This is a genomic window from Streptomyces sp. NPDC005438, from assembly GCF_040606315.1.
Taxonomy (GTDB): Bacteria; Actinomycetota; Actinomycetes; order Streptomycetales; family Streptomycetaceae; genus Streptomyces.
Window position 1 is genome coordinate 729,442 of record NZ_JBEXEP010000002.1, and the last position, 22,915, is coordinate 752,356.

Sequence of the window (22,915 nt, forward strand, 5' to 3'; positions counted from 1 at the left end):
GCTTCATGGACACATGGTGAAATCCGAGGGCGATAACGAGGACCTGCCCACCGTGGCGCCCCAACTCCGCGCCCGACGGCACGCGATGGGCCTCAGCCTGGAGGTGGCGGCGGCCCGGGCCGACCTGTCGCCGGCCCACCTGTCCCGGCTGGAGACCGGTCAGCGCCAGCCCTCCCTCCCGGTCCTGCTCACCCTCTCCCGCTGCTACGGCACCACCGTCTCCGAGCTGCTGGGCGAGGCGCCGCCCGAGAGCAGCCCGGTGATCCGGGGTGCCGAGGCACCCGCGACCCACGCCAACGGCTGGACGTACCGACCGGCCGGCCAACCCGGTCGGGCCATCCAGGCGCTCCGGGTGGAGGTGCCCCCCGACGCCCAGCGTGACCTGGTGCGCGTCCACCCCGGAGAGGAGTGGATCCACGTGCTCTCGGGAAGTCTTGAGCTGTCCCTCGGGCCGGCCCGGTACGTCCTGGAGCCCGGTGACTCCGCCCACTTCGACTCCCTCACCCCGCACCAGCTCCGCACCCGCGACCCGCACCCGGTCGAACTCCTCTTCCTGCACACCCTGTTGCGCAGTACCGCGGCGGAGATGTGTCTGGGCCCGCCGCGGCCCGAGGGTCACCGCCCCGACGAGGAGGGGAGGTGAACCATGGCTGAGCGCACCCCGGGCTCCTCGGGCCCCGAGGAGCCCAAGGCGCCCCTCGGTCTGATCGTCCGGCTGGTGATCTACCTGGTGGTGGGCCACCTCGTCGCGGGCTTCCTCTGGCTGCTGTTCGAGGCCGGGGCCCGCAGTTCCTGACCCCCTTCCGCCACCGCTCCGCCCGGCGAACCCCCTCGTCGTCCCTCTTCCGGGCGGCGAGGGCGACGGCGGGGCGGGTTTCGTAGAATCGGCCCCCATGGCCTACTTCGATCACGCCGCCACCACTCCGATGTTCCCGGAGGCGGTCCAGTCGATGACCGCCCAGCTCGCCGTCACCGGCAACGCCTCCTCCCTGCACCGGGCCGGACGGCAGGCCCGCCGCACGGTGGAGGAGGCCCGCGAGGCGTTGGCCCAGGCGCTGGGCGCCCGCCCCAGCGAGGTGGTGTTCACCGCCGGCGGCACCGAGGCCGACAACCTGGCCGTCAAGGGCCTGTACTGGTCCCGGCGGGACGAGGACCCCGCCCGCACCCGGATCGTGGCCAGCCCGGTGGAGCACCACGCGGTGCTGGACGCCCTGCACTGGCTGGCCGACCACGAGGGCGCCACCATCGACTGGCTGCCCGTGGACCCGCTGGGCCGGGTCCACCCCGAGCGGCTGCGCAAGATGCTGGCCGAACACCCCGAACAGGTCGCGCTGACCACCGTGATGTGGGCCAACAACGAGACCGGCACCGTGCAGCCGGTACGTGAACTGGCCCAGGTGGCCGCCGAGTTCGAGGTGCCCCTGCACTCGGACGCGGTCCAGGCCGTCGGCCAGGTCCCGGTGCGCTTCGGTGACAGCGGGCTGGACGCCCTGGCGCTGACCGGGCACAAGCTGGGCGGCCCCTACGGTGTGGGCGCCCTGCTGCTGAGCCGTTCCCGTTCCCCGGTACCGCTTTTGCACGGCGGCGGCCAGGAGCGCGAGGTGCGCTCCGGCACCCTGGACGTGCCGGCCATCGCCGCCCTGGGCACCGCCGCCGAACTGGCGGTACGGCACCAGGAGGAGTTCGCCCAGCGGGCCGGCGCCCTGCGCGACCAGTTGGTGGCCGCCGTACTCGACGCCGTCCCCGACGCGGTCCTCAACGGGGACCCGGACGCCTCGGGACGGCTGCCGGCCAACGCCCACTTCTCCTTCCCCGGCTGCGAGGGCGACTCGCTGCTGCTGCTGTTGGACGCCCAGGGCATCCAGTGCTCCACCGGCTCGGCCTGCACTGCCGGGGTGGCCCAGCCCAGCCACGTGCTGCTGGCCTCCGGCGTCGACCCCGAACTGGCACGGGGCACACTGCGGTTCTCCCTCGGCCACACCACCACCCCGGCCGAGGTCGAGGAGGTGGCGAGGGCCATCGGCCCGGCGGTGGAGCGGGCCCGGGCGGCCGGGCTGTCCTGACCGGCGCCGGTCAACTCCTGGGCAGCTTGCGGTACTCCTCGTTCACCATGCGCAGGTACCCCTTCCAGTCCCAGTCCTTCCCGGGGTCCACGTGGTCCTGGTCGGGCACCTCCACGTGGCCGATGATGTGCTCCCGGTCCACCGGTATCCCGTACCGCCGGCACACCCGCGCGGTCAGCCGGGCGGAGGAGCGGTACATCACCTCGGTGAAGCCCTCCGGCCGCTCGATCCACCCCTCGTGCTCGATGCCGACGCTGCGCTGGTTGAAGTCCCGGTGCCCCGCGTGGAAGGCCACGTCCATCTCCCGTACCAGCTGTGTGACCTGGCCGTCCCGCGCCCGCACCAGGTAGTGGGTGGCGGCCTGGTGGGCGGGGTCGCGGAAGACCTTGAGCGTGGTGGCGTGACTGCCCTGGGTGACGTGCAGGATGACCCGGTCGATGGTGAAGTCGTGCGGCCGGTCCGCCATCCGCCAGTTGGCGTCCGCCGCCGGCACCCAGACCGCGCCCCTGTAGTCCACCTCGCCCTCGACCCGGCGACGGCGACGCGGGGAGAAGGGCGAGCCGCCCTCCTCGCGGCCGAAGTACGCCAACGCGCCACCGGCCGCCACCACCCCGCCGGTGACCAGCAGGGTCCGCCGGCTCATCCCGGGTCGCCGAGGCGACCCGGTGCCCCAGGTGTCCTGGGCGCCGGGTTCCCGCTCGCTCGGCGAGGCGCTCGCCGTCTTCTCGTCCTGTGCCACACCCGTCCCGTTGTCTGCTTGGCCGGCTTTGGAAGGATCCTCCGAATCCAACGTGGACACCAGTCGAGGCGTTCCCCCGAGGGAACCAACGGCTCCCCGTGGCCCTTACCCTGAAGGGGCTATGACTGACTCACCGGGAACCTCCCAGCCGGCCCAGCGGCCCCTGCGTGTACTGGCCGCGATGTCCGGCGGGGTCGACTCCGCCGTCGCCGCCGCCCGAGCCGTCGAGGCCGGGCACGACGTCACCGGCGTACACCTCGCCCTCTCCGCCAACCCCCAGTCCTTCCGCACCGGTGCCCGAGGCTGCTGCACCCTGGAGGACTCGCGGGACGCCCGCCGTGCGGCGGACGTGATCGGCATCCCCTTCTACGTCTGGGACCTCGCCGAACGCTTCCGGCAGGACGTGGTGGAAGACTTCGTCGCCGAGTACGAGGCGGGGCGCACCCCCAACCCCTGCCTGCGCTGCAACGAGAAGATCAAGTTCGCGGCGCTGCTGGACAAGGCCCTCGCCCTCGGCTTCGACGCGGTCTGCACCGGCCACTACGCCACCGTGGTGACCCGGCCGGACGGCTCCCGCGAACTGCACCGCGCCTCGGACGCCGCCAAGGACCAGTCCTACGTCCTCGGCGTACTCGACGAGCGCCAGCTCGCCCACGCCCTGTTCCCGCTCGGCGACACCCTCACCACCAAGGACGAGATCCGCGCCGAGGCCGAACGCCGGGGCCTGGCCGTCGCCAAGAAGCCCGACAGCCACGACATCTGCTTCATCGCGGACGGCGACACCCAGGGCTTCCTGGCTCAGCGACTCGGCAGCTCCCCGGGCGACATCGTGGACGAGGAAGGCCAGCGGCTGGGCACCCACGAGGGCGCCCACGGCTTCACCGTCGGCCAGCGCAAGGGTCTGCGCATCGGCCACCCGGCCCCCGACGGCAAGCCCCGCTACGTACTCGACATCTCCCCGGTGACCAACACCGTCACCGTGGGGCCGGCCGAGTCCCTGGACGTCACGGCCCTGGTGGCCCTCTCCCCGCGCTGGTGCGGCACCCCGCCGACCGGACCGGGCCGTTACACCGCGCAACTGCGCGCCCACGGAGGGGAGACGGAGGTGACCGCCGAGATGCGTGACGGACAGCTGGAGGTCCGTTTCGCCGAGCCGGTCCGTGGAGTGGCCCCCGGCCAGGCTGTTGTCCTCTACGACGGCACCCGGGTCGTCGGTTCGGCCACCATCTCCCGCACCGAGAGGCGGCTCGCCCCGGCCGGCTGAGGCGGTCCTCCGCTGCCGTGACCGTGGGTGATAGTGCAGCGTACGGGGGATAACAGGCGTGTGAGCAGGGGTAAGGATGCGCGCAAGTACCTGCGTGGTCCGCCCCGTGGTGCGTCAGTCGGGCCGCGCACACCGACCCGTCTCACGCCCCGGGAGGCCGTCATTCGCGCACGACCTGAGCAGGAGTTCGGAGAAAACCCCGTAGCCGTCAGGGAGACCGGCCACTACACCGAGGAGTACATACCGAGTTTCGTCGAGAAGTGGGACTCCCTGATCGACTGGGAGAAACGTTCACAGAGTGAGGGCAACTTCTTCATCGACCTGCTCCGCAGGCGGGGAGTCAGAAGCGTCCTCGACGTCGCCACCGGCACCGGTTTCCACTCGGTACGGCTGCTGGAGGCCGGGTTCGAGACCGTCAGCGCCGACGGCAGCGCCGACATGCTGGCCCAGGCCTTCGACAACGGCATCCGCTACGGCGACCACATCCTGCGCGTGGTCCAGGCCGACTGGCGCTGGCTCAACCGCGACGTCCACGGCGAGTACGACGCCATCGTCTGCCTCGGAAACTCCTTCACCCACCTGTTCGAGGAACGGGACCGCCGCAAGGCGCTCGCCGAGTTCTACGCGATGCTCAAGCACGACGGCATCCTCATCCTCGACCACCGCAACTACGACGCGATCCTCGACCGAGGCTTCTCCAGCAAGCACATCTACTACTACTGCGGCGAGGACGTCGCGGTGGAGCCGGAGTACGTCGACGAGGGCCTAGTGCGGATGCGCTACAACTTCCCCGACGACTCCGTCTACCACCTCAACATGTTTCCGCTGCGCAAGGACTACACGCGACGGCTGATGTCCGACGTCGGCTTCCAACAGATCGAGACCTACGGCGACTTCCAGCACACCTACCGCGAGGAGACGCCCGACTTCTTCGTCCACGTCGCGGAGAAGGAGTACCGCGTGAACGAGGAAGAGAACGGCCCGTACTCGGCCACCGTCAACACCGCGCGCAGCTACTACAACTCCTCGGACGCGGACGCCTTCTACCACTCCGTCTGGGGCGGCGAGGACATCCACATCGGCGTCTACCACGGCCCGGACGAACCCATCGCCGACGCCAGCCAGCGCACCGTCGCCACCATGGCCGACGCGCTGGAACTCGGCCCCCACAGTCACGTGTTGGACCTGGGAGCCGGATACGGCGGCTCCGCCCGCCACCTGGCCACCCGCCACCGGTGCCGGGTCACCGCCCTCAACCTCAGCGAGGTGGAGAACGCCCGCCACCGCGCCGTGAACGAGGAACGCGACCTCACCGACCTGATCGACGTGGTCGACGGGTCCTTCGAGAACATCCCGCTGGACGACGACAGCGTCGACGTCGTCTGGTCCCAGGACGCGTTCCTGCACAGCGGCAACCGGCGGAGGGTCCTGGAGGAGGCCGCCCGGGTGCTCCGCCCCGGAGGCCACCTGATCTTCACCGACCCCATGGCGGCCGACGACTGCCCACGGACCGCGCTCCAGCCCATCCTGGACCGCATCCACCTGGACGACATGGGCTCGCCCGGCTTCTACCGCCGTGAACTCGCCCGGCTGGGCCTCACCCCCGTCGACGGGGGCTACCACGAACTGCGCGAGCACCTCGCCACCCACTACCAGCGGGTGCTGGAGGAGACCGAGCGACAGGAGGAGCAGGGCCTCGCCGACAAGGTCAGCCGCGCCTACCTGGACCGGATGAAACGCGGCCTCACCGACTGGGTCAGGGGAGGCCGAGAGGGCAACCTCACCTGGGGCATCGTCCACTACATCCGCTGACCGACGGCCTGGGCAGGGGCGGGGCCGACCACCCTGTCCAGGCCCGCACTCGGCTCGTTGACCGGATGCCGGCTCTCGGCCAGCCCGGCCGGCTCAGCCACCTCGGCTAGCTTGTCCGAGGAGACAGCCCCGGCAACCCGGGTTGGCCCCCCGCCGACAGCAGTTCGCCCAGGCCACGCCGGGTCGCGGCCACCACCACCCGGTCCTCGGGGCGCAGCACGTACCGGGGGTGCAGGTGCCACTCCAACTCGCTGTTGCTTACCGAGGACACCGAGGACAGGTCACCCCGTTCGCCTTGGCCGCCCCGGCCGCCCAGGTCGAGGGCTATCACCCGCCAGGCCTCGCGCCGGGCCACCTCGTCCACCGTCTGCCCCTCCAACAGGGGGTTGCCGCCCACCTCCACCACCGAGATGACCAGCACCCGTCGTCCCACCGGGATCGCGCCCAGCACCTGACGGCCCATCATCGCCCCCGCGAAGGCCGGGGCGGCCAGCGCGGAAACCGAACGGCTACGGGTCTGGGCGCCCTGGTAGGTGTCCCGCAGGGTGCGGTACACCGTGGAGGCGAACTCGTCGTCGAACAGCCGCATCGCCACCCGTAGCCCGGGCTTCAACTGCCGGGCGTACAGGGCCGTCTCCAGGTTGGTGCCGTCGTCACTGGTGGCCGCCAACAGGGCCCGGGCGCGACCCAGCTTGGCCTCCTCCAGCACCCCCTCCTCGGTGACGTCGGCGAACAGGGTCGGCACCCGCTGGGCCCGGGCCAGGGCCACCCCACGTGCCTCCGGGTCCCGTTCGATGCACACCACCGGTACGTGCAGTTCCAGCAGCCGGCTCAACACCCGGGTCCCCACCTTGCCCAGCCCCAGCAGCACCACGTGGTTGGACAGTCCCCGGGGCGGCCCGGGCAGGGCGGCTGCCCTGCGGAAGGCCCCGTAGCTCTCCAGGACCACGGCGATCAGCAGGGGCAGGATCATCATCCCCGCCAGCGCGGCCAGCAGTTGTAGCACCTGCTGGCTCTCGCCCTCCTCCAGGTTGGGTTCGTTGATGGCGAAGACGTCCAGCAGGGTCACGTAGGCCGCGTGCAGGGGGGACCCCCCGTTCAGCCACCAGTTCACCGTGGCCAGGGCGACCACCAGGGCCGTGACCCCCAGCAGCCCCAACCGCAGCCGGCGGGAGAACAGCTCCTTGAACGGGGTCAGCCGGGGCAGCCGGCCCGGTCCCGCGCCACGGGGGGCGCCGCGCCGGGAGATCGCCTCCAGCACCACCGCCTCCCGGTCCGGGGGCAGCCCGCGCAGGTCGTCCTCCCCGGGCAGGAGGACCGGGCCGCTGGCGGTGTCCGGCTCCCGCTCCTCGTCACCCTCGTCCTCCTCCGAGGACGAGGGCAGCAGCGCCAGGGTGCACAGGGGGTCCTGCCGTTCCGCCTCCGCGAGGGGCCGCTCCTTGGCCCGCAGCAGCAGCCCGTCCGCCTGCACCACCTTGTCCGAGCCCACCACCGCCGCCGCCACCAGGGCCGGGGCGGCGGTGTCCGCGTCCGACAGCACGGTGGTCGTGGCGTCCAGGGCCGCCGCGTCCAGCTCCGGGTGCCGTACCAGCACGGCGCGGTCCAGCAGGTCCTCCAGGTAGCCGCCCAGGGTGTGGTTGAACATGCGGATGACCAGCCGCAGTTCGGGGTTGAGCCGGCGCGCGCGCAGCGCGGTGTGGATGTTCATCTGGTCGTCGCCCCAGGTGAGCGCCAGGGCCGTGGCCCGTTCGACGCCGGCCTCCCGTAGGGCCGCGTCGTCCGGGGCGTCCGCCTCCACCGCCCTCACCCGCGAACCGGGGGCCCTGACCAGCGAGGCGATACGGGGGCCGTGGTCGCCTCCCCGCAGGGACGGCAGCACCACCGTCACCCACTGCCGGTAGACCGTGGACAGCTCCTTGGCCAGACGCATCGCCAGCGCGTTGTCCCCGCACACCACCATGTGGTCGACCGGCTCGTCGGGAGGCAGGAGGGCGTCGTCGGGGGCCGTACGCGGTGCGGAGGGGCCCCTCGGTAAGTCCCCGTCGGGGGAGCCCACGGGGTCCGACGGGTCCAGGGAGCCATCGGTCGGGGACGGGCGGGGCGCGGAACCCCGTCGTGAACCGGGCGCAGGGAAGGGAGTCGCGGCAGGCACGTCAGTAAAGGCGACTGGGAAGCGCGGATGGTTCCCGCTTAGGCTGCCCCACATGGATCACCACCTGGCCAGCACCCCTCCCGGGGAGCAGCCCGCGCCCGGCTCGACCCTGAGGGTGTGCGTCTTCTGCTCCCATGTCGACCTCGGCGACCAGTACACCGTTCCCGCCCGCGAGTTCGCCCAGCTCCTGGGCAAACGGGGTCACACCCTGGTGTGGGGAGGGTCCGACGTCGGCCTGATGAAGGTCATGGCCGACGGCGTCCGGGAGGGCGGCGGGCGGCTCGTCGGGGTCTCCGTGGAGTTCCTGCGCCACTCGGCCCGCGCCGACGCCGACGAGATGGTGGTCACCGCGGACCTCGCCGAACGTAAGGCCCAACTGCTGCTGCGGGCGGACGCCGTGGTGGTGATGGCCGGAGGGATGGGCACTCTCGACGAGGCCACCGAGATCCTCGAACTCAAGAAGCACCGGATGCACACCAAGCCCGTGGTGATCCTCAACACCGCCGGTTTCTACGACGGTCTGCGGGACCAGCTGACCCGGATGGAGGCCGAGGGCTTCCTGCCGCTGCCCCTGACCGAACTGGTCAGCTTCGCCGACACCGGGGCCCAGGCCCTGCGACAACTGGAGGGCAGCCCCCAACCATGAGCACCCACGTGATCACCGGCGCCGGCTCCGGCATCGGCGCCGCCGTCACCCGCGAACTCCTGGCGCGCGGCGACGAGTTGTGGCTGGTCGCCCGGGACGCCGGACGCGCCAGGCAACTGGCCGAGGAGTACCCCGGCGCCCACACCCTGGTCGGGGACCTCGCCGAACCCGCCCGGCTCTCCTGGGCGTTCAGCCACCAGAGCCTGCCCGAGCGGGTCGACTCGCTGCTCCATGTCGCCGGGGTCGTCGACCTGGGTACCGTCGCCGAGCTGACCCCCAAGGTGTGGGACCAGACCCTCGCCGCCAACCTGGTCGCCCCGGCCGAACTGACCCGCCTGCTGCTGCCCCAACTCCGCCTGGCCCGGGGGCACGTGGTGTTCGTCAACTCGGGGGCCGGCCTGCGGGCCAACCCCCAGTGGGCCGCCTACGCCGCCAGCAAGCACGGCCTCAAGGCGCTGGCTGACGCCCTCCGGGCCGAGGAGGGCGAGCACGGGCTGCGTGTCACCTCCGTCTACCCGGGCCGTACCGCCACCCCCATGCAGGCCAAGGTGCACCAGCAGGAGGGCCGGGAGTACGACGCCTCCCGCTGGGTCACCCCCGAGTCCGTCGCCCGGACCGTGCTGACCGCCCTGGACCTGCCGGTGGGCACCGAGATCACCGACCTGTCGGTACGCCCCAGCCCGCGGTGAGCCCCTCCCGCCCCCGGCCCCGTACCGGCCCCGGCAGGGGCTTGTCGGGGTCGTGGGCCGGGCTGGCCGTACCCTGCCCGGGTGAGTGAGAAGAACAGTGAACCGTGGGGCACCGCCGCCGCCACCGGGGTGGGCTCCATGCCGGGCACCGACGCCCGTGAGGCCGCCCGGACCGTACTAGGGACCCTTGACGCCCTGCCCGCCCTGCCGGAACTGCCCGCCCGGGGGCCCGGAGCGGACATGATCGGCCGCACCGTGGGGCTGCTGGCCGAGCTGTACGCGGCCGTGGAACCCAGCGGCTGGCGGGTGACCGACCGTGCCGGCCGGGACACCAGGAGGGCCCGGGCGTGGATGCGGGAGGACCTGGACGCCCTGGAGGAGTTCTCCCAGGACCGTACGGGCGCCCTCAAGGTCTCCGTGGTCGGCCCCTGGACCCTGGCCGCGGCCCTGGAACGGCGCGGTGGCGAGGCGATGCTCGGGGACCCCGGCGCCTGCCGCTACCTGGCCGAGTCGCTCGCCGAGGGGCTCGGGGCACACCTGGCGGAGCTGCGGCGCCGCTTCCCCCGGGCACGACTGGTGGTGCAACTGGACGAGCCCTCCCTGCCCTCGGTGCTGGCCGGCCGGGTGCGGACGGCCAGCAAACTGCGGACCCACGCCCCGGTGGACCGCGCGGTGGTGGAGTCGACGCTGCGGCGACTGCGGGAGGGTTTCCCCGAACCCCTGGTGGTGCACTGCTGCGCGCCCGGAGTGCCGGTCGGGTCGCTGCGGGCCGGTGGGGCGGACGCCGTGTCGCTGGACCTGTCGCTGCTCACTGAGCGTGAGTACGAGGCGGTCGCCGAGGCGATCGACGCGGGCGTCTCGCTGTTCGCCGGTGTGGTGCCGGCGTCCGGCTCGGATCCGGCGGCATTGTCAGACCCGGCGAGTAACGTCGGGGGTGTTCGGTCGCTGTGGCGCAGGTTGGGCTTCTCACCGGGACTCCTCGCGGAGTCGGTGGTGATCACCCCCACCTGCGGCCTGGCGGGTGCCTCCCCGGCCTACGCACGGGCGGCGCTGGCCCACTGCCTCCGGGCGGCGGAATCGCTCGCGGACAACCCTGAGTGACGGTTTACGGGAACGGGAGGACCGACGGTGGCAGGCGAAGAGGAGATGACGGTGCCCTCCGAGGCGCGTGAGGCGCACGCGAGGCTCTCCGAGGAGGTCGAGGAGCACCGCTTCCGCTACTACGTCAAGGACGCCCCCGTGGTCAGCGACGCCGAGTTCGACCGGCTGCTGCGGGAGTTGGAGGCACTGGAGGAGCGCCACCCCGAGCTGCGCACCCCGGACTCGCCGACCCAGAAGGTCGCCGTGGCCTACGAGACCGAGTTCACCGAGGTCGCCCACGCGCAGCGGATGCTCTCCCTGGACAACGCCTTCGACGCCGAGGAGCTGTCCGCCTGGGGCGACCGGATCGCCCGTGAGCTGGAGGGCATCGAGCACCACTTCCTGTGCGAGCTGAAGGTCGACGGCCTCGCGGTCAACCTCACCTACGAGCACGGCCGGCTGGTCCGCGCCGCCACCCGTGGTGACGGGCGTACCGGCGAGGACATCACCCCCAACGTGCGCACCCTGGCGGACGTCCCCGAGCGGCTGCACGGCGAGGAGCTGCCCGGCCTGGTCGAGGTGCGGGGCGAGGTGTTCTTCGCCAGGGAGCGGTTCGAGGAGCTGAACGCCGGACTGGTCGCGGAGGGCAAGCCGCCGTTCGCCAACCCGAGGAACGCGGCGGCCGGTTCGCTGCGCCAGAAGGACCCCCGGGTGACCGCGCGGCGCCCGCTGGGCATGGTGGTGCACGGCATCGGGGCCCTGGAGGGGCTGGAGTTGGAGCGCCTGTCCCAGGCGTACGAGCTGCTGCGCCGGTGGGGCCTGCCCACCTCGCGGCACTACCGGGTGGTCGACTCCCTGGAGGAGGTGCGCGGTTTCATCGAGGAGTTCGGCGACAACCGGCACTCCGTGGAGCACGAGATCGACGGGGTGGTGGTGAAGCTCGACGAGATCCCCCTCCAGGGGCGGCTGGGCTCCACCTCGCGTGCCCCGCGCTGGGCGATCGCCTGGAAGTACCCGCCCGAGGAGGTCAACAGCAAGCTGCTGGACATCCGGGTCGGGGTGGGACGCACCGGCCGGGTCACCCCGTACGCGGTGGTGGAGCCGGTGACGGTGGCCGGTTCCGAGGTCGAGTTCGCCACCCTGCACAACCAGGAGGTGGTCAGGACCAAGGGCGTGCTGATCGGCGACACCGTGGTGCTCCGCAAGGCCGGTGACGTCATCCCGGAGATCATGGGCCCGGTGGTGGACCTGCGGGACGGCTCCGAGCGGGAGTTCGAGATGCCCACGCACTGCCCGGACTGCGGTACCGCCCTGCGGCCGATGAAGGAGGGCGACATCGATGTGCGGTGCCCCAACGCCCGTTCCTGTCCCGCCCAGTTGAGGGAGCGGCTGTACTACCTCGCCGGGCGGAAGGCGCTGGACATCGAGCACTTCGGCTACGTGGCCGCGACCGCCCTCACCCAGCCCCTGGAGCCGGCCCGGCCGCCGCTGTCCGACGAGTCCGGCCTCTTCGACCTGACGATCGAGGAACTGCTGCCCATCAGGTCGTACGTGCTGGACCCCGACTCCGGTCTGCCCAAGCGGGACCCACAGACCGGTGAGCCCAAGGTCGTCTCCTTCTTCGCCAACCAGAAGGGCGAGCCGAAGAAGAACGCGGTGGCCATGCTGGAGCGGATCGAGGAGGCCAAGAAGCGTCCGCTGGCCCGGGTGTTGACCGGACTGTCCATTCGCCACGTGGGGCCGGTCGCGGCCGAGGCGCTGGCCCGGGAGTTCGGTTCCCTGGACCGTATCGCCGAGGCGGCCGAGGAGGAGTTGGCGGCGACCGAGGGGGTCGGTCCGACCATCGCCGCCTCGGTGAAGGACTGGTTCGCCCAGGAATGGCACCAGCGGATCATCGAGCGGTGGCGCGCGGCCGGAGTGCGGATGGTCGACGACCGCGCCGAGGAGTCCGGGCCCAGGCCGTTGGAGGGGCTGACGGTGGTGGTGACCGGCACTCTCGCCTCGTACACCCGGGACGCCGCCAAGGAGGCCCTGCAGAACCTCGGAGCAAAGGTCACCGGATCGGTGTCAAAGAAGACCGGCTTTGTGGTCGCCGGAGAAAACCCCGGATCGAAGTACGACAAAGCCGTTCAGCACAAAGTGCCGATTCTTGACGACGAAGGGCTGTCCATTCTTCTCGCGGAAGGCCCGGACGCGGCTCGGGAGGCAGCGCTCTCACCTGCTGAGTAGACGTCAGCCGACCGTCTTGGCGGTCCCTTTGTCACAAGGGTCGAGAAGGGTTACGGCCCTGTATTTCCGTGCCCGCTTCAGCCGTTCAACGGCCCGGGCCGTTCATGCAACCTACTGTGGAATCGTGTGAGCGTGCCGCCGCGTGGGCACTGAGGGCTTGTGAGAGGGACAAGAATGCGGCACAACCAAAGCGCCGAGGAGCCCTCCCGGCTGCAGAGGATCACCGCACTACGGATACCAGGGCTCTCGGTGGTGGTGGTATCCACCGCCGCTCTCCTCCTGGGCGTCAGTGTGTGGCGCCTGGTGCTGGAGGGGCGTGCCCTCTTCCCCAACGCCACACCCGGCTGGGGCTTCGCTCTCCTCACGGGAATCGTGGTCGGCCACCTGGTGGCCCTGGGGCGCGGCAGATGGTGGGGCGCCACCGGATCGGGTGCCGCCCTCACCACGGCCATCCTCCTGCTGTACGGCTGGGTGCCGGCCTGTCTGGTCAGCCTCGCCGTGGTGCTGTTGGTGGCCGCCGCCCGACGTGAGCCCTGGAGGCAGGCGGTGGTGCACGGCGCCATCGACCTCCTCGGGTTGGGTGCGGCCTCCCTGTCGCTCGCGGCCTGTTCGGTCCACCCCTCCGTGGAGCGGCCCTGGCACACCGGTTCCTGGGACCACCGGGCCGTGCTCGCCGTACTGGTGGCGGTCGGCTGCTACCTGGTGGTCACCCGCCTGCTGTTCTGGTACTGCCTGGTGGTCACCCGGCGGGGGCGGCCCACGCTGACCCGCGCGGCGATAGTGCGTCACGGACTGGTGGGCGGCGCCCTGTTGGGGCTGTCCCCGCTGGTCGTGGCGGTGGCCAGCCATGTGCCGGTGATGCTGCCGCTGTTCGCCGTACCGCTGATCACCCTCGACTCCACCCTGTGGATCGCCCGGGCCCGTGCCGAGGAGCAACTCCGGGACCCCCTGACCGGGTTGCCCAACCGCCAGTGGCTGTTGGAGCGCGCCTGGTCCGCCCTGGACGACGCGGAGCGGGACCGTGGGCGTTCGGCACTGGTACTGATCGACCTGGACCGGTTCCGGTCGGTCAACGACACCCTGGGCCACCTGGCGGGGGACCGGTTGCTGCTCCACATCGCCGAGCGGCTGACCGAGGCGCTGCCCCGGGGCGCCGAGGCGGCCCGGCTGGGCGGCGACGAGTTCGCGGTCCTGCTGCCGGTCACCGGCTCCACCACCAGCGCCCAGCGGGTGGCCCGCGAACTGGTGGCTGCCCTGGGCTCCCCCCTCGACCTGGACGGGCTGACCCTGGTGCTGGAGGCCAGCGCCGGAGTGGCCGTCTACCCCGACCACGCCCGCGAGGCCGAGGGACTGCTGCGTCGGGCCGACGTGGCCATGTACGAGGCGAAGCGGGACCGCACCGGTGTGGAGGTGTACGAGGCCACCCGGGACGTCAACACCCCCGACCGGCTGGGCCTGTTGGCGGACCTGCGCACGGCCCTGGACGCCGGCGAGGTCGAGCTGCACTACCAGCCCAAGGTCGGCTTCGACGGAGTGGTCTCCGGCCTGGAGGCGCTGGTGCGGTGGGTCCACCCCGAACGCGGAAAGGTTCCACCTGACGAGTTCATCGACATCGCGGAGACCTCGGGGCTGATGCCCCGCCTGACCGAGTACGTCCTGGAGACGGCACTGGGCCAGGTCGCCCGCTGGCGTTCCCAGGGGCTGACGGTCCCGGTCGCGGTCAACGTCTCGCCCCGGGACGTCCACAGCCCCGGGTTCGCCGGAGCCGTGGCCGCGCGGCTCGCCCGCCACGGAGTGCCGCCGGCCTCCCTCCAGTTGGAGATCACCGAGCATGTGCTGCTGGAGGACCCCCAGCAGGCCGCCGACACCCTCGCCGGGCTCGCCGGGCACGGGGTGAAGATGTCGCTGGACGACTTCGGCACCGGCTACTCCTCCCTGGTCCACCTCCGCCGACTCCCGGTCAGCGAGTTGAAGATCGACCGCTCCTTCGTGGCCCGGCTGGCGGTGGACGCCGAGGACGCCGAGATCGTGCGCTGCACCGTGGACCTGGCCCACTCCCTCGGGCTGCTGGTGGTCGCGGAGGGAGTGGAGGACGACGAGACCTGGGAACGGCTGCGGGACCTGGGCTGCGACGCGGTGCAGGGCTGGCTGGTGGCGGCGGCCATGCCGCCGGAGGAGACCACCGCCTGGCTCGGAGCCAGGGACAGTTCACCGCTGGGTGGCGGCACCGGAGGGCCCGGGCCCCCGCGCCAGGCGCGGCCGGGCAACGGGGCGGCCCGTTCCGCCGCGGCGGCGGCTCTGCCCCAGGGGCCGCCGACCACTCCCCGAAGCTCCGGTGGCCAGGGGCGCCGACGGGGCAAACGGTCCCGCTCGACCCCGGGCGGGGTCGGCAAGGACACCGACCAGGATGTCGGTCGCCCCTCGGGCCAACCGGTGCAGTAACCACGGCGGGCGCCCACCGGGAGCGCGGGCCAGGTCTCCCCGACGTGCACCAGGCGCCCCCGGGCGTCAACCCGGCCTCCCTCGGGGCGCCGGCCCCCGGCCCTGATTTCCCTGGCCCGCTTGGCCCCAGGCCCCGTTGGTTCCCCGTGCCCCGCTCCGACGGTGCGGCGTACCTCGTGGTCCGGGTTCGGTAGCAGTCCGTACCCCGTCTCCGGTGCCCCGCCCCTCCCGGTGCCCATCCACGAGCCGCGGCTCGTCGCGTGCTCGTCCAGGCGCAGTGGCTCGCCCGAGGGTGGGCCGGCGCCGACGGTGCGCCGTACCCCGTCTCCGGCGCCCCGCTCCGACGGCGCACCGTGGACCGGGTGCCCCGCCCGCCCCACGCCCGCCCGCCCCACGCCCGGTGGCCCCGGGCGAGCGCCGAACCCGCGTGCCGGGCCCACCCCCGCGACGCGGGTCCGTAGCGGCCTTGCCCACCGCGTCGGGCCGGCGCCCCGGGGCCTCCCGTACCGCCCCCGTGACGTGGACCTCCGGCTCCCTCGGAGCGGGGCGCCGGCCGGGTGGGCGGTCGTCCCTGCACGGACCACCCCCCGGGAGCCATAGGATTGGCCGGGACAAGACCATCACCCACCCTGAGGATCGCTGAATGCCTGGCATCACGCGCGAGGAGGTATCCCACCTCGCCCGGCTGGCGCGTCTGGAGCTGTCCGTCGAAGAACTCGATCACTTCGCGGGCCAGTTGGACCAGATCATCGGAGCGGTAGCCGCCGTCTCCGAGGTCGCCGACGAGGACGTACCGCCGACCTCGCACCCCCTGCCGCTGACCAATGTGATGCGCGCGGACGAGGTCCGTCCGTCGCTCACTCCCGAGCAGGCGCTCTCCGGCGCCCCGGCGCAGGAGCAGCAGCGCTTCAAGGTGCCGCAGATCCTGGGGGAGGAGTGACCGACATGAGCGAGCTGACGAAGCGGGACGCCGCGACGACGGCGCGGGCCATCGCGACCGGCGAGGTGAGCGCGGTGGAGGTCACCGAGGCCCACCTGGCGCGGATCGACGCCGTGGACGAGAAGGTGCACGCCTTCCTCCACGTCGACCGTGAGGGGGCGCTGGCCCAGGCGCGGGCGGTGGACGAGAAGCGGGCCCGTGGCGAGGAGTTGGGCCCTCTGGCCGGCGTACCGCTGGCCCTGAAGGACATCTTCACCACCAAGGGGATCCCCACCACCGTGGGGTCGAAGATCCTGGAGGGCTGGATCCCCCCGTACGACGCGACGGTCACCCGCAGGTTGCGGGACGCCGACGTGGTGGTCCTCGGCAAGACCAACATGGACGAGTTCGCCATGGGCTCCTCCACCGAGAACAGCGCCTACGGCCCGACCGGCAACCCGTGGGACCTCACCCGGATCCCGGGCGGCTCGGGTGGCGGCTCGGCCGCCGCGCTGGCCTCCTTCCAGGCGCCGTTGGCGATCGGGACGGACACCGGCGGCTCGATCCGGCAGCCCGCCGCGGTCACCGGCACGGTCGGCGTGAAGCCCACCTACGGCGGTGTCTCGCGGTACGGCATGGTCGCCTTCTCCTCCTCCCTGGACCAGGGCGGACCCTGTGGTCGTACGGTGCTGGACGCCGCGCTGCTGCACTCGGTGATCGCCGGCCACGACCCGATGGACTCCACCTCCATCACCGAGCCGGTGCCGGACGTGGTGAGCGCCGCGCGTCACGGCGACGTGCGCGGCCTGCGGGTGGGCATCGTCAAGGAGTTCGCCGGCGAGGGGTACCAGGACGGCGTGATGCGCCGTTTCGCGGACTCGGTGGAACTGCTGCGGGAGCTGGGCGCCGAGGTCGTGGAGGTCTCCTGCCCGAGCTTCACCAAGGCGCTGCCCGCCTACTACCTCATCGCGCCCAGCGAGTGCTCCTCCAACCTGGCCCGCTTCGACGCCATGCGGTACGGGCTGCGGGTGGGCGACGACGGATCCGCCTCCGCCGAGGAGGTCACCGCCCGCACCCGTGAGGCCGGGTTCGGAGCCGAGGTCAAGCGGCGCGTGATGCTGGGGACCTACGCCCTCAGCTCCGGCTACTACGACGCGTACTACGGTTCGGCCCAGAAGGTGCGGACCCTGATCACCCGCGACTTCGGGCGGGCCTTCGGGGACGTGGACGTGCTGATCTCCCCGACCACCCCGACCACCGCCTTCCCGTTGGGGGAGCGGGCCGACGACCCGATGGCGATGTATCTCGCCGACCTGTGCACCATCCCGTCCAACCTGGCCGGGAACGCCGCCATGTCGCTGCCCTGCGGCCTGGCCGACGAGGACGGACTACCGGTGGGGCTGCAGATCGTCGCCCCCGCCATGGCAGACGACCGGCTCTACCGTGTTGGTGCGGCCGTGGAGGCCGCGTTCCAGGCACGTTGGGGGCACCCGATCCTGGAGGAGGCTCCGTCGTTGTGAGTACGAGCGCGAAGTTGGACAAGGCCAAGGGCTTCTCGAAGAGCAAGCCGGGACTGTACCTGTCGATCGGCACCACGCTGTTCGGCACCATCAGCGTGGTCAAGCAGATGAAGAAGGCCCGCGAGGAGAACGACACGCTGCGCCTGCTGGACAGCGCCATCTCCGCGGCCTCCGTGTTGACCGGGGTCGCCCTGCTGGTGCGTGAGCTGCGGCGGCTGGACGTGGACGACGTCCTCGCCGACGACTGAGGACTGAGGGGCAAGATTCGTGACCGTCACCGAACTGGTTTCGTACGAGGACGCGTTGGCCTCCTACGATCCCGTGATGGGCCTTGAGGTCCATGTCGAACTGGGCACCCGCACCAAGATGTTCTGCGGCTGCTCCACCACCCTGGGAGCCGACGCCAACTCCCAGACCTGCCCCACCTGTCTGGGGCTGCCCGGCGCCCTCCCGGTCGTCAACGAGACCGGCGTGGAGTCAGCCATCAAGATCGGTCTGGCCCTGCACTGCGAGATCGCCGAGTGGTGCCGCTTCGCCCGGAAGAACTACTTCTACCCGGACATGCCGAAGAACTTCCAGACCTCCCAGTACGACGAGCCGATCGCCTTCAACGGCTATCTGGACGTCCAACTGGAGGACGGGGAGGTCTTCCGGGTGGACATCGAGCGGGCCCACATGGAGGAGGACACCGGCAAGTCCACCCACGTCGGTGGGGCGACCGGACGCATCCACGGCGCCTCGCACTCGTTGCTGGACTACAACCGGGCCGGCATTCCGCTGATCGAGATCGTCACCAAGCCCATCGTCGGGGCGGGGGCCCGCGCCCCCGAGGTGGCCAAGGCGTACGTGGCGGAACTCCGCGAGCTGATCAGGGCGTTGGGGGTCTCCGAGGCCCGCATGGAGATGGGCCAGATGCGCTGCGACGTCAACCTGTCGCTGCGCCCCCAGGGGACCGAGCGTTTCGGTACCCGCTCCGAGACCAAGAACGTCAACTCCCTGCGCAGCGTGGAGCGTGCCGCACGCTTCGAGATCCAGCGCCACGCCGCTCTCCTGGACGCCGGCGGGACCGTCGTCCAGGAGACCCGGCACTTCCACGAGGAGAACGGCTCCACCACCTCCGGCCGGGTCAAGGAGGAGGCGGAGGACTACCGCTACTTCCCCGAGCCGGACCTGGTGCCGGTCGCCCCCTCCCGGGAGTGGGTGGAGCAACTCCGCGCGGGACTGCCCGAGTTGCCGATGGTGCGCCGCCACCGGCTCCGTGAGGAGTGGGGCATCTCCCAGCACGAGATGCAGTCGGTGCTCAACGCCGGCGCGGTGGGGCTGATCACGGCGACCATCGACGCCGGGGCGCCCTCGGACCAGGCCCGCAAGTGGTGGATGGGCGAGTTGGCCCGCCGCGCCAACGAGGAGGGCGTGGAGCTGTCCGCGCTCCCCATCACCGCCGAGCAGGTCGCCCGGGTGTGTGAGCTGGTGGCCGAGGGGTCGCTCAACGACAAGCTCGCCCGCCAGACCATCGAGGGCGTACTGGCCGGTGAGGGCACCCCCGACGAGGTCGTGGACAAGCGCGGTCTCAAGGTGGTCTCCGACGACGGCGCGCTGGGCGCGGCCGTGGACGAGGCGATCGAGGGCAACGCCGCCATCGTGGAGAAGATCCGTGGGGGCAAGGTGCAGGCCGCCGGTGCCCTGGTCGGTGCCGTCATGAAGGCCACCCGTGGTCAGGCGGACGCCGCCCGGGTACGTGAGCTGATCCTGGAGAAGCTCGGCGTGGAGGGCTAGGGGCGTCGTTCGGTTCCTGGAGCCGAGTGAGCGCGTTCCGGTGTCGTGGAGCGCGACTCACGACGACAACGTGACCACCGCGACCCACGTGACCCACGTGACCCACGTGACCCACGTGACCCAGCGCGGTACGCGCGGTGACACCGCACACCAGCCTCGTGGGGATCCGAACGGCACACCCTGGGCGTGCCGTTCGGACCCTGTGAGGCCGGCGCTCGTTCCGGCGCCGTCGTCGTGGAGGAACCCGATGCGGAGCATCGGTGACCATCACGCGGTGAGGCACGGCGCCGGGGTACGCGACTTCCCAGCGGTCCCTACCAGGCGCCCTGGTAGGGACCTTCCTCGCAACCGCCGGACCAGCGAGGGGGTCCGGCGCCCCGAGGCGGAGGGGCCAGCCACGCGGCGTCGGCGCGTGAGTCGCTCCGGCTCAAGGGAACACCAGGTGGGGAGGGCGGTCCGGGACCCGGACCGCCCTCCCCACGTTCGTGCGGGGGCACCGTCCCCGGGGCGTGCGGTGCCCCCCGTACGCGTTCACCGAGGTCCTTCGCCGACCGGTGCCCGTACTCGTACGGGCACCCCTGCCGAGGCGGGGTCCGCCTCCGTTGACGGCGGCCGTGGAGCCGGCCCGGACCACCTGCGTACGGCCACCTCTGCCCGAGGTACGGCGGTGGCCGACAGGTCGTTGGCGATGGTCTTGGGCACCCCGACACAGCGCACCCCGTGTTCCTCGACCAGCCGGGCGGCCACCCGGCGGCTGCCCCCCGGTGTGCCCTACGGCGGACCGTGAACGTGCGGGCGTCGACCGACCGTGGCGTACCGGTACGGGTTCGGCACCGCATGGTTGGAGACTGCCGGGGCGGAGGCGAGCTGGTCCGGCCCGCCCCAGCTGGACGTACCCAGCGGCCTCACCGGGCCCCCGGCCCCTGTGGCGACCACCCTCTACGGCCCGGCCAGAGGGGCCGCCTCGCCGGCTGAGGTGGGGCGCCGACGTCGGACCGGACGACACCTCCGGGCTACGGTCCGGTGGCCGGTCGGGCCGCCAACTCCCGTCACCGGCGCGGTGCGTTCGGCGTCGTCTGACGCCTCACCCGCCCACGGAGCGCGGCCGTATCCCCGCCTCCCGCGCTGACGACCTCCCCGCGCCGCGACCGTCCCACCGCCTCGCGCCCCAGCGCCCCGGTCGGCGCACCCGCCGCGTGCCACGGCGCCGTGACCTCGGCGGGGCGTTCCTCGGGTGAGTGCCTCGAGCGGCCTGCCGCCCCTGGACGGGGCGCCGACGGCGCGGGGAGCGGTCACCCCCGAGGAGGTCGACGGGGAGGAGCGGGCGCGCCCTCGTCCGGTGACGCCGGGGTGCTGCTGTCCATGGCGTGGTCGGTGCCCGGTCCCTCGTACCGCTTCGGTGGGCCTGCGCCGCTGAAGTGGGCGCGTGTGGCCGGGAGTTGGAGGGGGAGGTCCGCGTGTACTACGCCACCCCCGAGACGCGTAGTCCACGCGGACCGGCTGTGGAGACCGGGGAGCGTGACCCGATGTCCATGTACTATGCCATAGAACATAATCGCTCACCAGTCGGCTGGTCGGAACGCTGTCCCGACCGCCGCACAGGAGGAGGAACAGGTCATGGTGAACGCCGCACGGGGCCACCGCCCGGGCTCCCGGGTCGACGCGAGGTGGCCATGAGCCCCCGCAAGAGCGACAGTCGGCAACGGATGATCGAGAGCACCGTCGAACTGCTGCGGCGGCACGGCGCCAGCGCCACCAGCGTCGACCGCGTGCTGGCGCACAGCCAGGCGCCCAGGGGCTCCGTCTACCACCACTTCCCCGGAGGGCGGGCGCAGTTGGTCGAGGAGGCCGTACGGCATGTCGGCACCTCGGTCTCCGGGCTGATCGAGGAGGCCGCCAGCCAGGGTGACCCCCGTGGCGCGGTGGACGACTTCCTGGAGATGTGGCGCCAGCGGCTGCTGGGCAGCGACTTCCAGGCGGGCTGCTCGCTGGCCGCCGTCGCGGTGGAGGTCAACGAGGAGGCCCCCCAACTGGCCCGGTCCGCCGGGGAGTTCTTCGCCCTCTGGCGCGAGACCCTGGGGGGCCTCTTCGTACGCCACGGCCTCACCCCGGAGCGGGGGCGCCGGCTGGCCACCCTGGTGGTCACCTCCGTGGAGGGTGCCGTTCTGGTGTGCCGGGCGGAGCGGAGCGTGGCTCCGCTGGACGACACGGCCGCCGAGATCCGCGACCTGCTGGCGAACGCCTTCGCCGAGGTGTCCGGGCCGGCCGACCCGCCGTCGGCGAACCCCCGATGACCTCCTGTGAACCCCCGGCGTCCCGTACCGAAAGGCGGCTGCCCATGCCCGTTCTCGACCGGCACGGTCCGGTGTACGTCCTGCGCCTCGGCGAGGGCGAGAACCGCTTCCACCCGGACTGGCTCGCCACGGTGAACGCGCTGCTCGACGAGGTGGAGGCCGCCGAGGGGCCGCGCGCCCTGGTCACCGCCGCGAGCGGGAAGTTCTTCTCCAACGGGCTGGACCTGGACTGGGTGCTGGCCCACCCGGAACGGCGGGAGGAGTACGTGGCGAGCGTGCAGGCCCTGTTCGCGCGGTTCCTGACGCTCCCGATGGTGAGCGTGGCGGCCCTCCAGGGGCACGCCTTCGCGGCCGGCGCCATGCTCTCGTTGGCGCACGACCTGCGGGTGATGCGGGGCGACCGGGGCTACTGGTGTCTGCCGGAGGCCACCCTCGGCATCCCCTTCACCCCGGGGATGTCCGCCCTCATCCGGTCCCGGCTCGCTCCACGGGTGGCGCACGAGGCGATGGTCACCGCCCGCAGGTACGGCGGTCACCAGGCGTTGGCGGACGGGATCGTCGACCGTACCGCCGAGGAGGGGGCCGTCCTGGAGGTGGCCGTGGAGGTCGCCACCTCGCTGGTCGACCGGGCCGGCCCCACGGTCGGCGCCATCAGGTCCGGTATGTACGGGCCCGTCCTGGAGGCTCTGCGCGCCGGCGAGGGCTCTCCCCGGTGAGCGGGCCACCGTCCGGCGCCCCGGCCCGCTCCGGGGGCTGACGAACAACGGGAAGGGGTGGACCTTGGAAGCCAAGGTGAACTGCGTCATACGCCTTGGGTGCTCGGGTAAGGCCTCGTAAGACGCCTAAGGTATCCGGGCCTTACGAGTAAGGCCCTATGGCCCGGGACGCAGTGACCCGGGCCATAGGACTAAGCCCACCCGGACCGCACAACACGTCAGTCGCCCGATGCCGGGACCCCGCCTCAGCGAGCAGAGTGGAGGTTGTCAAGGGAAGTCGGCAGACAAGCCAATCGGCACACAAGCCAAGGAGAAGCCAACGATGTTCGCGTACGAGTACGCGGGGCACCACATGCAGCAGCTGCGCCGCGAGGCCAGCGAGTACCGCCGCGCCCGGAAGGCCCAGCTGGGCCGCCGCGAGACCCGCGGCACCCAGGAACTCAGCGCCTCGCGCCGCGATCAGCGCGCTCGCTGGGTCCGCGCCGCCTGAGGCGGCCCGAACCGTCGCCTGACCGTGGTCCGAACCGGGCGCCGTCCACCCCTCACCAGACGGCGCCCCGGGGTGACATGCTGG

19 protein-coding genes are annotated in these 22,915 nt (G+C 72.1%); 17 read left to right on the plus strand and 2 right to left on the minus strand.

Annotated features, from left to right (window positions below; genetic code table 11):
• Positions 1–13 precede the first annotated feature (13 nt).
• The 3 genes from ABZT14_RS07950 (at position 14) to ABZT14_RS07960 (ending at position 2,063) form a co-directional block, all read left to right on the plus strand.
• On the plus strand, positions 14–643 hold the full coding sequence (locus tag ABZT14_RS07950; RefSeq protein WP_356298414.1) for an XRE family transcriptional regulator: 630 nt from the start codon (positions 14–16) through the stop codon (positions 641–643).
• 3 nt (positions 644–646) lie between these two features.
• The gene (locus tag ABZT14_RS07955; protein ID WP_356298416.1) at positions 647–796 is read left to right on the plus strand and encodes a DUF6126 family protein; all 150 of its coding nucleotides are present in this window, start codon (positions 647–649) and stop codon (positions 794–796) included.
• A gap of 97 nt (positions 797–893) precedes the next feature.
• Entirely contained in the window at positions 894–2,063 is a 1,170-nt protein-coding gene (locus tag ABZT14_RS07960; protein ID WP_356298418.1) for a cysteine desulfurase family protein, read from the plus strand.
• Positions 2,064–2,073: 10 nt separating this feature from the next.
• Here ABZT14_RS07960 and ABZT14_RS07965 read toward each other — a convergent pair whose 3' ends face one another.
• On the minus strand, positions 2,074–2,706 hold the full coding sequence (locus tag ABZT14_RS07965; RefSeq protein WP_356298576.1) for an N-acetylmuramoyl-L-alanine amidase: 633 nt from the start codon (positions 2,704–2,706) through the stop codon (positions 2,074–2,076).
• Positions 2,707–2,923: 217 nt separating this feature from the next.
• On the opposite strand from ABZT14_RS07965, the gene mnmA reads away from it, so the two are divergent.
• Together mnmA and ABZT14_RS07975 are read left to right on the plus strand one after the other, a co-directional pair.
• Entirely contained in the window at positions 2,924–4,066 is a 1,143-nt protein-coding gene (gene mnmA, locus ABZT14_RS07970; RefSeq protein ID WP_356298420.1) for a tRNA 2-thiouridine(34) synthase MnmA, read from the plus strand.
• A gap of 60 nt (positions 4,067–4,126) precedes the next feature.
• Complete coding sequence (locus tag ABZT14_RS07975) at positions 4,127–5,878, plus strand: methyltransferase domain-containing protein (protein ID WP_356298421.1); 1,752 nt, start codon at positions 4,127–4,129, stop codon at positions 5,876–5,878.
• A gap of 106 nt (positions 5,879–5,984) precedes the next feature.
• Here ABZT14_RS07975 and ABZT14_RS07980 read toward each other — a convergent pair whose 3' ends face one another.
• Positions 5,985–7,838, minus strand: coding sequence for an NAD-binding protein (locus ABZT14_RS07980; RefSeq protein WP_356298578.1), 1,854 nt, complete (start codon positions 7,836–7,838; stop codon positions 5,985–5,987).
• Between the two features lie 301 nt (positions 7,839–8,139).
• Here ABZT14_RS07980 and ABZT14_RS07985 point away from each other — a divergent pair, with 301 nt between their 5' ends.
• The 12 genes from ABZT14_RS07985 (at position 8,140) to ABZT14_RS08040 (ending at position 22,831) form a co-directional block, all read left to right on the plus strand.
• On the plus strand, positions 8,140–8,676 hold the full coding sequence (locus ABZT14_RS07985; protein ID WP_356298580.1) for a TIGR00730 family Rossman fold protein: 537 nt from the start codon (positions 8,140–8,142) through the stop codon (positions 8,674–8,676).
• Positions 8,673–9,365 carry an SDR family oxidoreductase gene (locus tag ABZT14_RS07990; RefSeq protein WP_356298422.1) on the plus strand — a complete coding sequence of 231 codons (693 nt, stop codon included), beginning with the start codon at positions 8,673–8,675 and terminating at the stop codon, positions 9,363–9,365. The genes ABZT14_RS07985 and ABZT14_RS07990 overlap by 4 nt, the downstream gene beginning before the upstream one ends.
• Positions 9,366–9,446: 81 nt before the next feature.
• The gene (locus ABZT14_RS07995; RefSeq protein WP_356298423.1) at positions 9,447–10,466 is read left to right on the plus strand and encodes a methionine synthase; all 1,020 of its coding nucleotides are present in this window, start codon (positions 9,447–9,449) and stop codon (positions 10,464–10,466) included.
• A gap of 27 nt (positions 10,467–10,493) precedes the next feature.
• Positions 10,494–12,674 (plus strand): NAD-dependent DNA ligase LigA, encoded by a 2,181-nt coding sequence (gene ligA, locus ABZT14_RS08000; RefSeq protein ID WP_356298425.1) that lies wholly within the window; start codon positions 10,494–10,496, stop codon positions 12,672–12,674.
• Between the two features lie 174 nt (positions 12,675–12,848).
• Positions 12,849–15,116 carry an EAL domain-containing protein gene (locus ABZT14_RS08005; protein WP_356298427.1) on the plus strand — a complete coding sequence of 756 codons (2,268 nt, stop codon included), beginning with the start codon at positions 12,849–12,851 and terminating at the stop codon, positions 15,114–15,116.
• 643 nt (positions 15,117–15,759) lie between these two features.
• On the plus strand, positions 15,760–16,056 hold the full coding sequence (gene gatC / locus ABZT14_RS08010; RefSeq protein WP_356298429.1) for an Asp-tRNA(Asn)/Glu-tRNA(Gln) amidotransferase subunit GatC: 297 nt from the start codon (positions 15,760–15,762) through the stop codon (positions 16,054–16,056).
• Between the two features lie 5 nt (positions 16,057–16,061).
• Positions 16,062–17,555: an Asp-tRNA(Asn)/Glu-tRNA(Gln) amidotransferase subunit GatA gene (gene gatA / locus ABZT14_RS08015; protein WP_356298431.1), complete on the plus strand. Its 1,494-nt coding sequence runs from the start codon at positions 16,062–16,064 to the stop codon at positions 17,553–17,555.
• Positions 17,552–17,803 carry a hypothetical protein gene (locus tag ABZT14_RS08020; protein WP_356298433.1) on the plus strand — a complete coding sequence of 84 codons (252 nt, stop codon included), beginning with the start codon at positions 17,552–17,554 and terminating at the stop codon, positions 17,801–17,803. Before gatA ends, ABZT14_RS08020 begins: the two co-directional genes overlap by 4 nt.
• Before the next feature lie 19 nt (positions 17,804–17,822).
• The gene (gene gatB, locus ABZT14_RS08025) at positions 17,823–19,331 is read left to right on the plus strand and encodes an Asp-tRNA(Asn)/Glu-tRNA(Gln) amidotransferase subunit GatB (protein ID WP_356298435.1); all 1,509 of its coding nucleotides are present in this window, start codon (positions 17,823–17,825) and stop codon (positions 19,329–19,331) included.
• Between the two features lie 1,673 nt (positions 19,332–21,004).
• The gene (locus ABZT14_RS08030) at positions 21,005–21,625 is read left to right on the plus strand and encodes a TetR/AcrR family transcriptional regulator (protein ID WP_356298437.1); all 621 of its coding nucleotides are present in this window, start codon (positions 21,005–21,007) and stop codon (positions 21,623–21,625) included.
• 44 nt (positions 21,626–21,669) lie between these two features.
• Positions 21,670–22,341, plus strand: a complete 672-nt coding sequence (locus tag ABZT14_RS08035) for an enoyl-CoA hydratase-related protein (protein ID WP_356298440.1) — start codon at positions 21,670–21,672, stop codon at positions 22,339–22,341.
• A 322-nt stretch (positions 22,342–22,663) separates the two neighbouring features.
• Positions 22,664–22,831, plus strand: coding sequence for a hypothetical protein (locus tag ABZT14_RS08040; protein ID WP_356298442.1), 168 nt, complete (start codon positions 22,664–22,666; stop codon positions 22,829–22,831).
• Positions 22,832–22,915 lie beyond the last annotated feature (84 nt).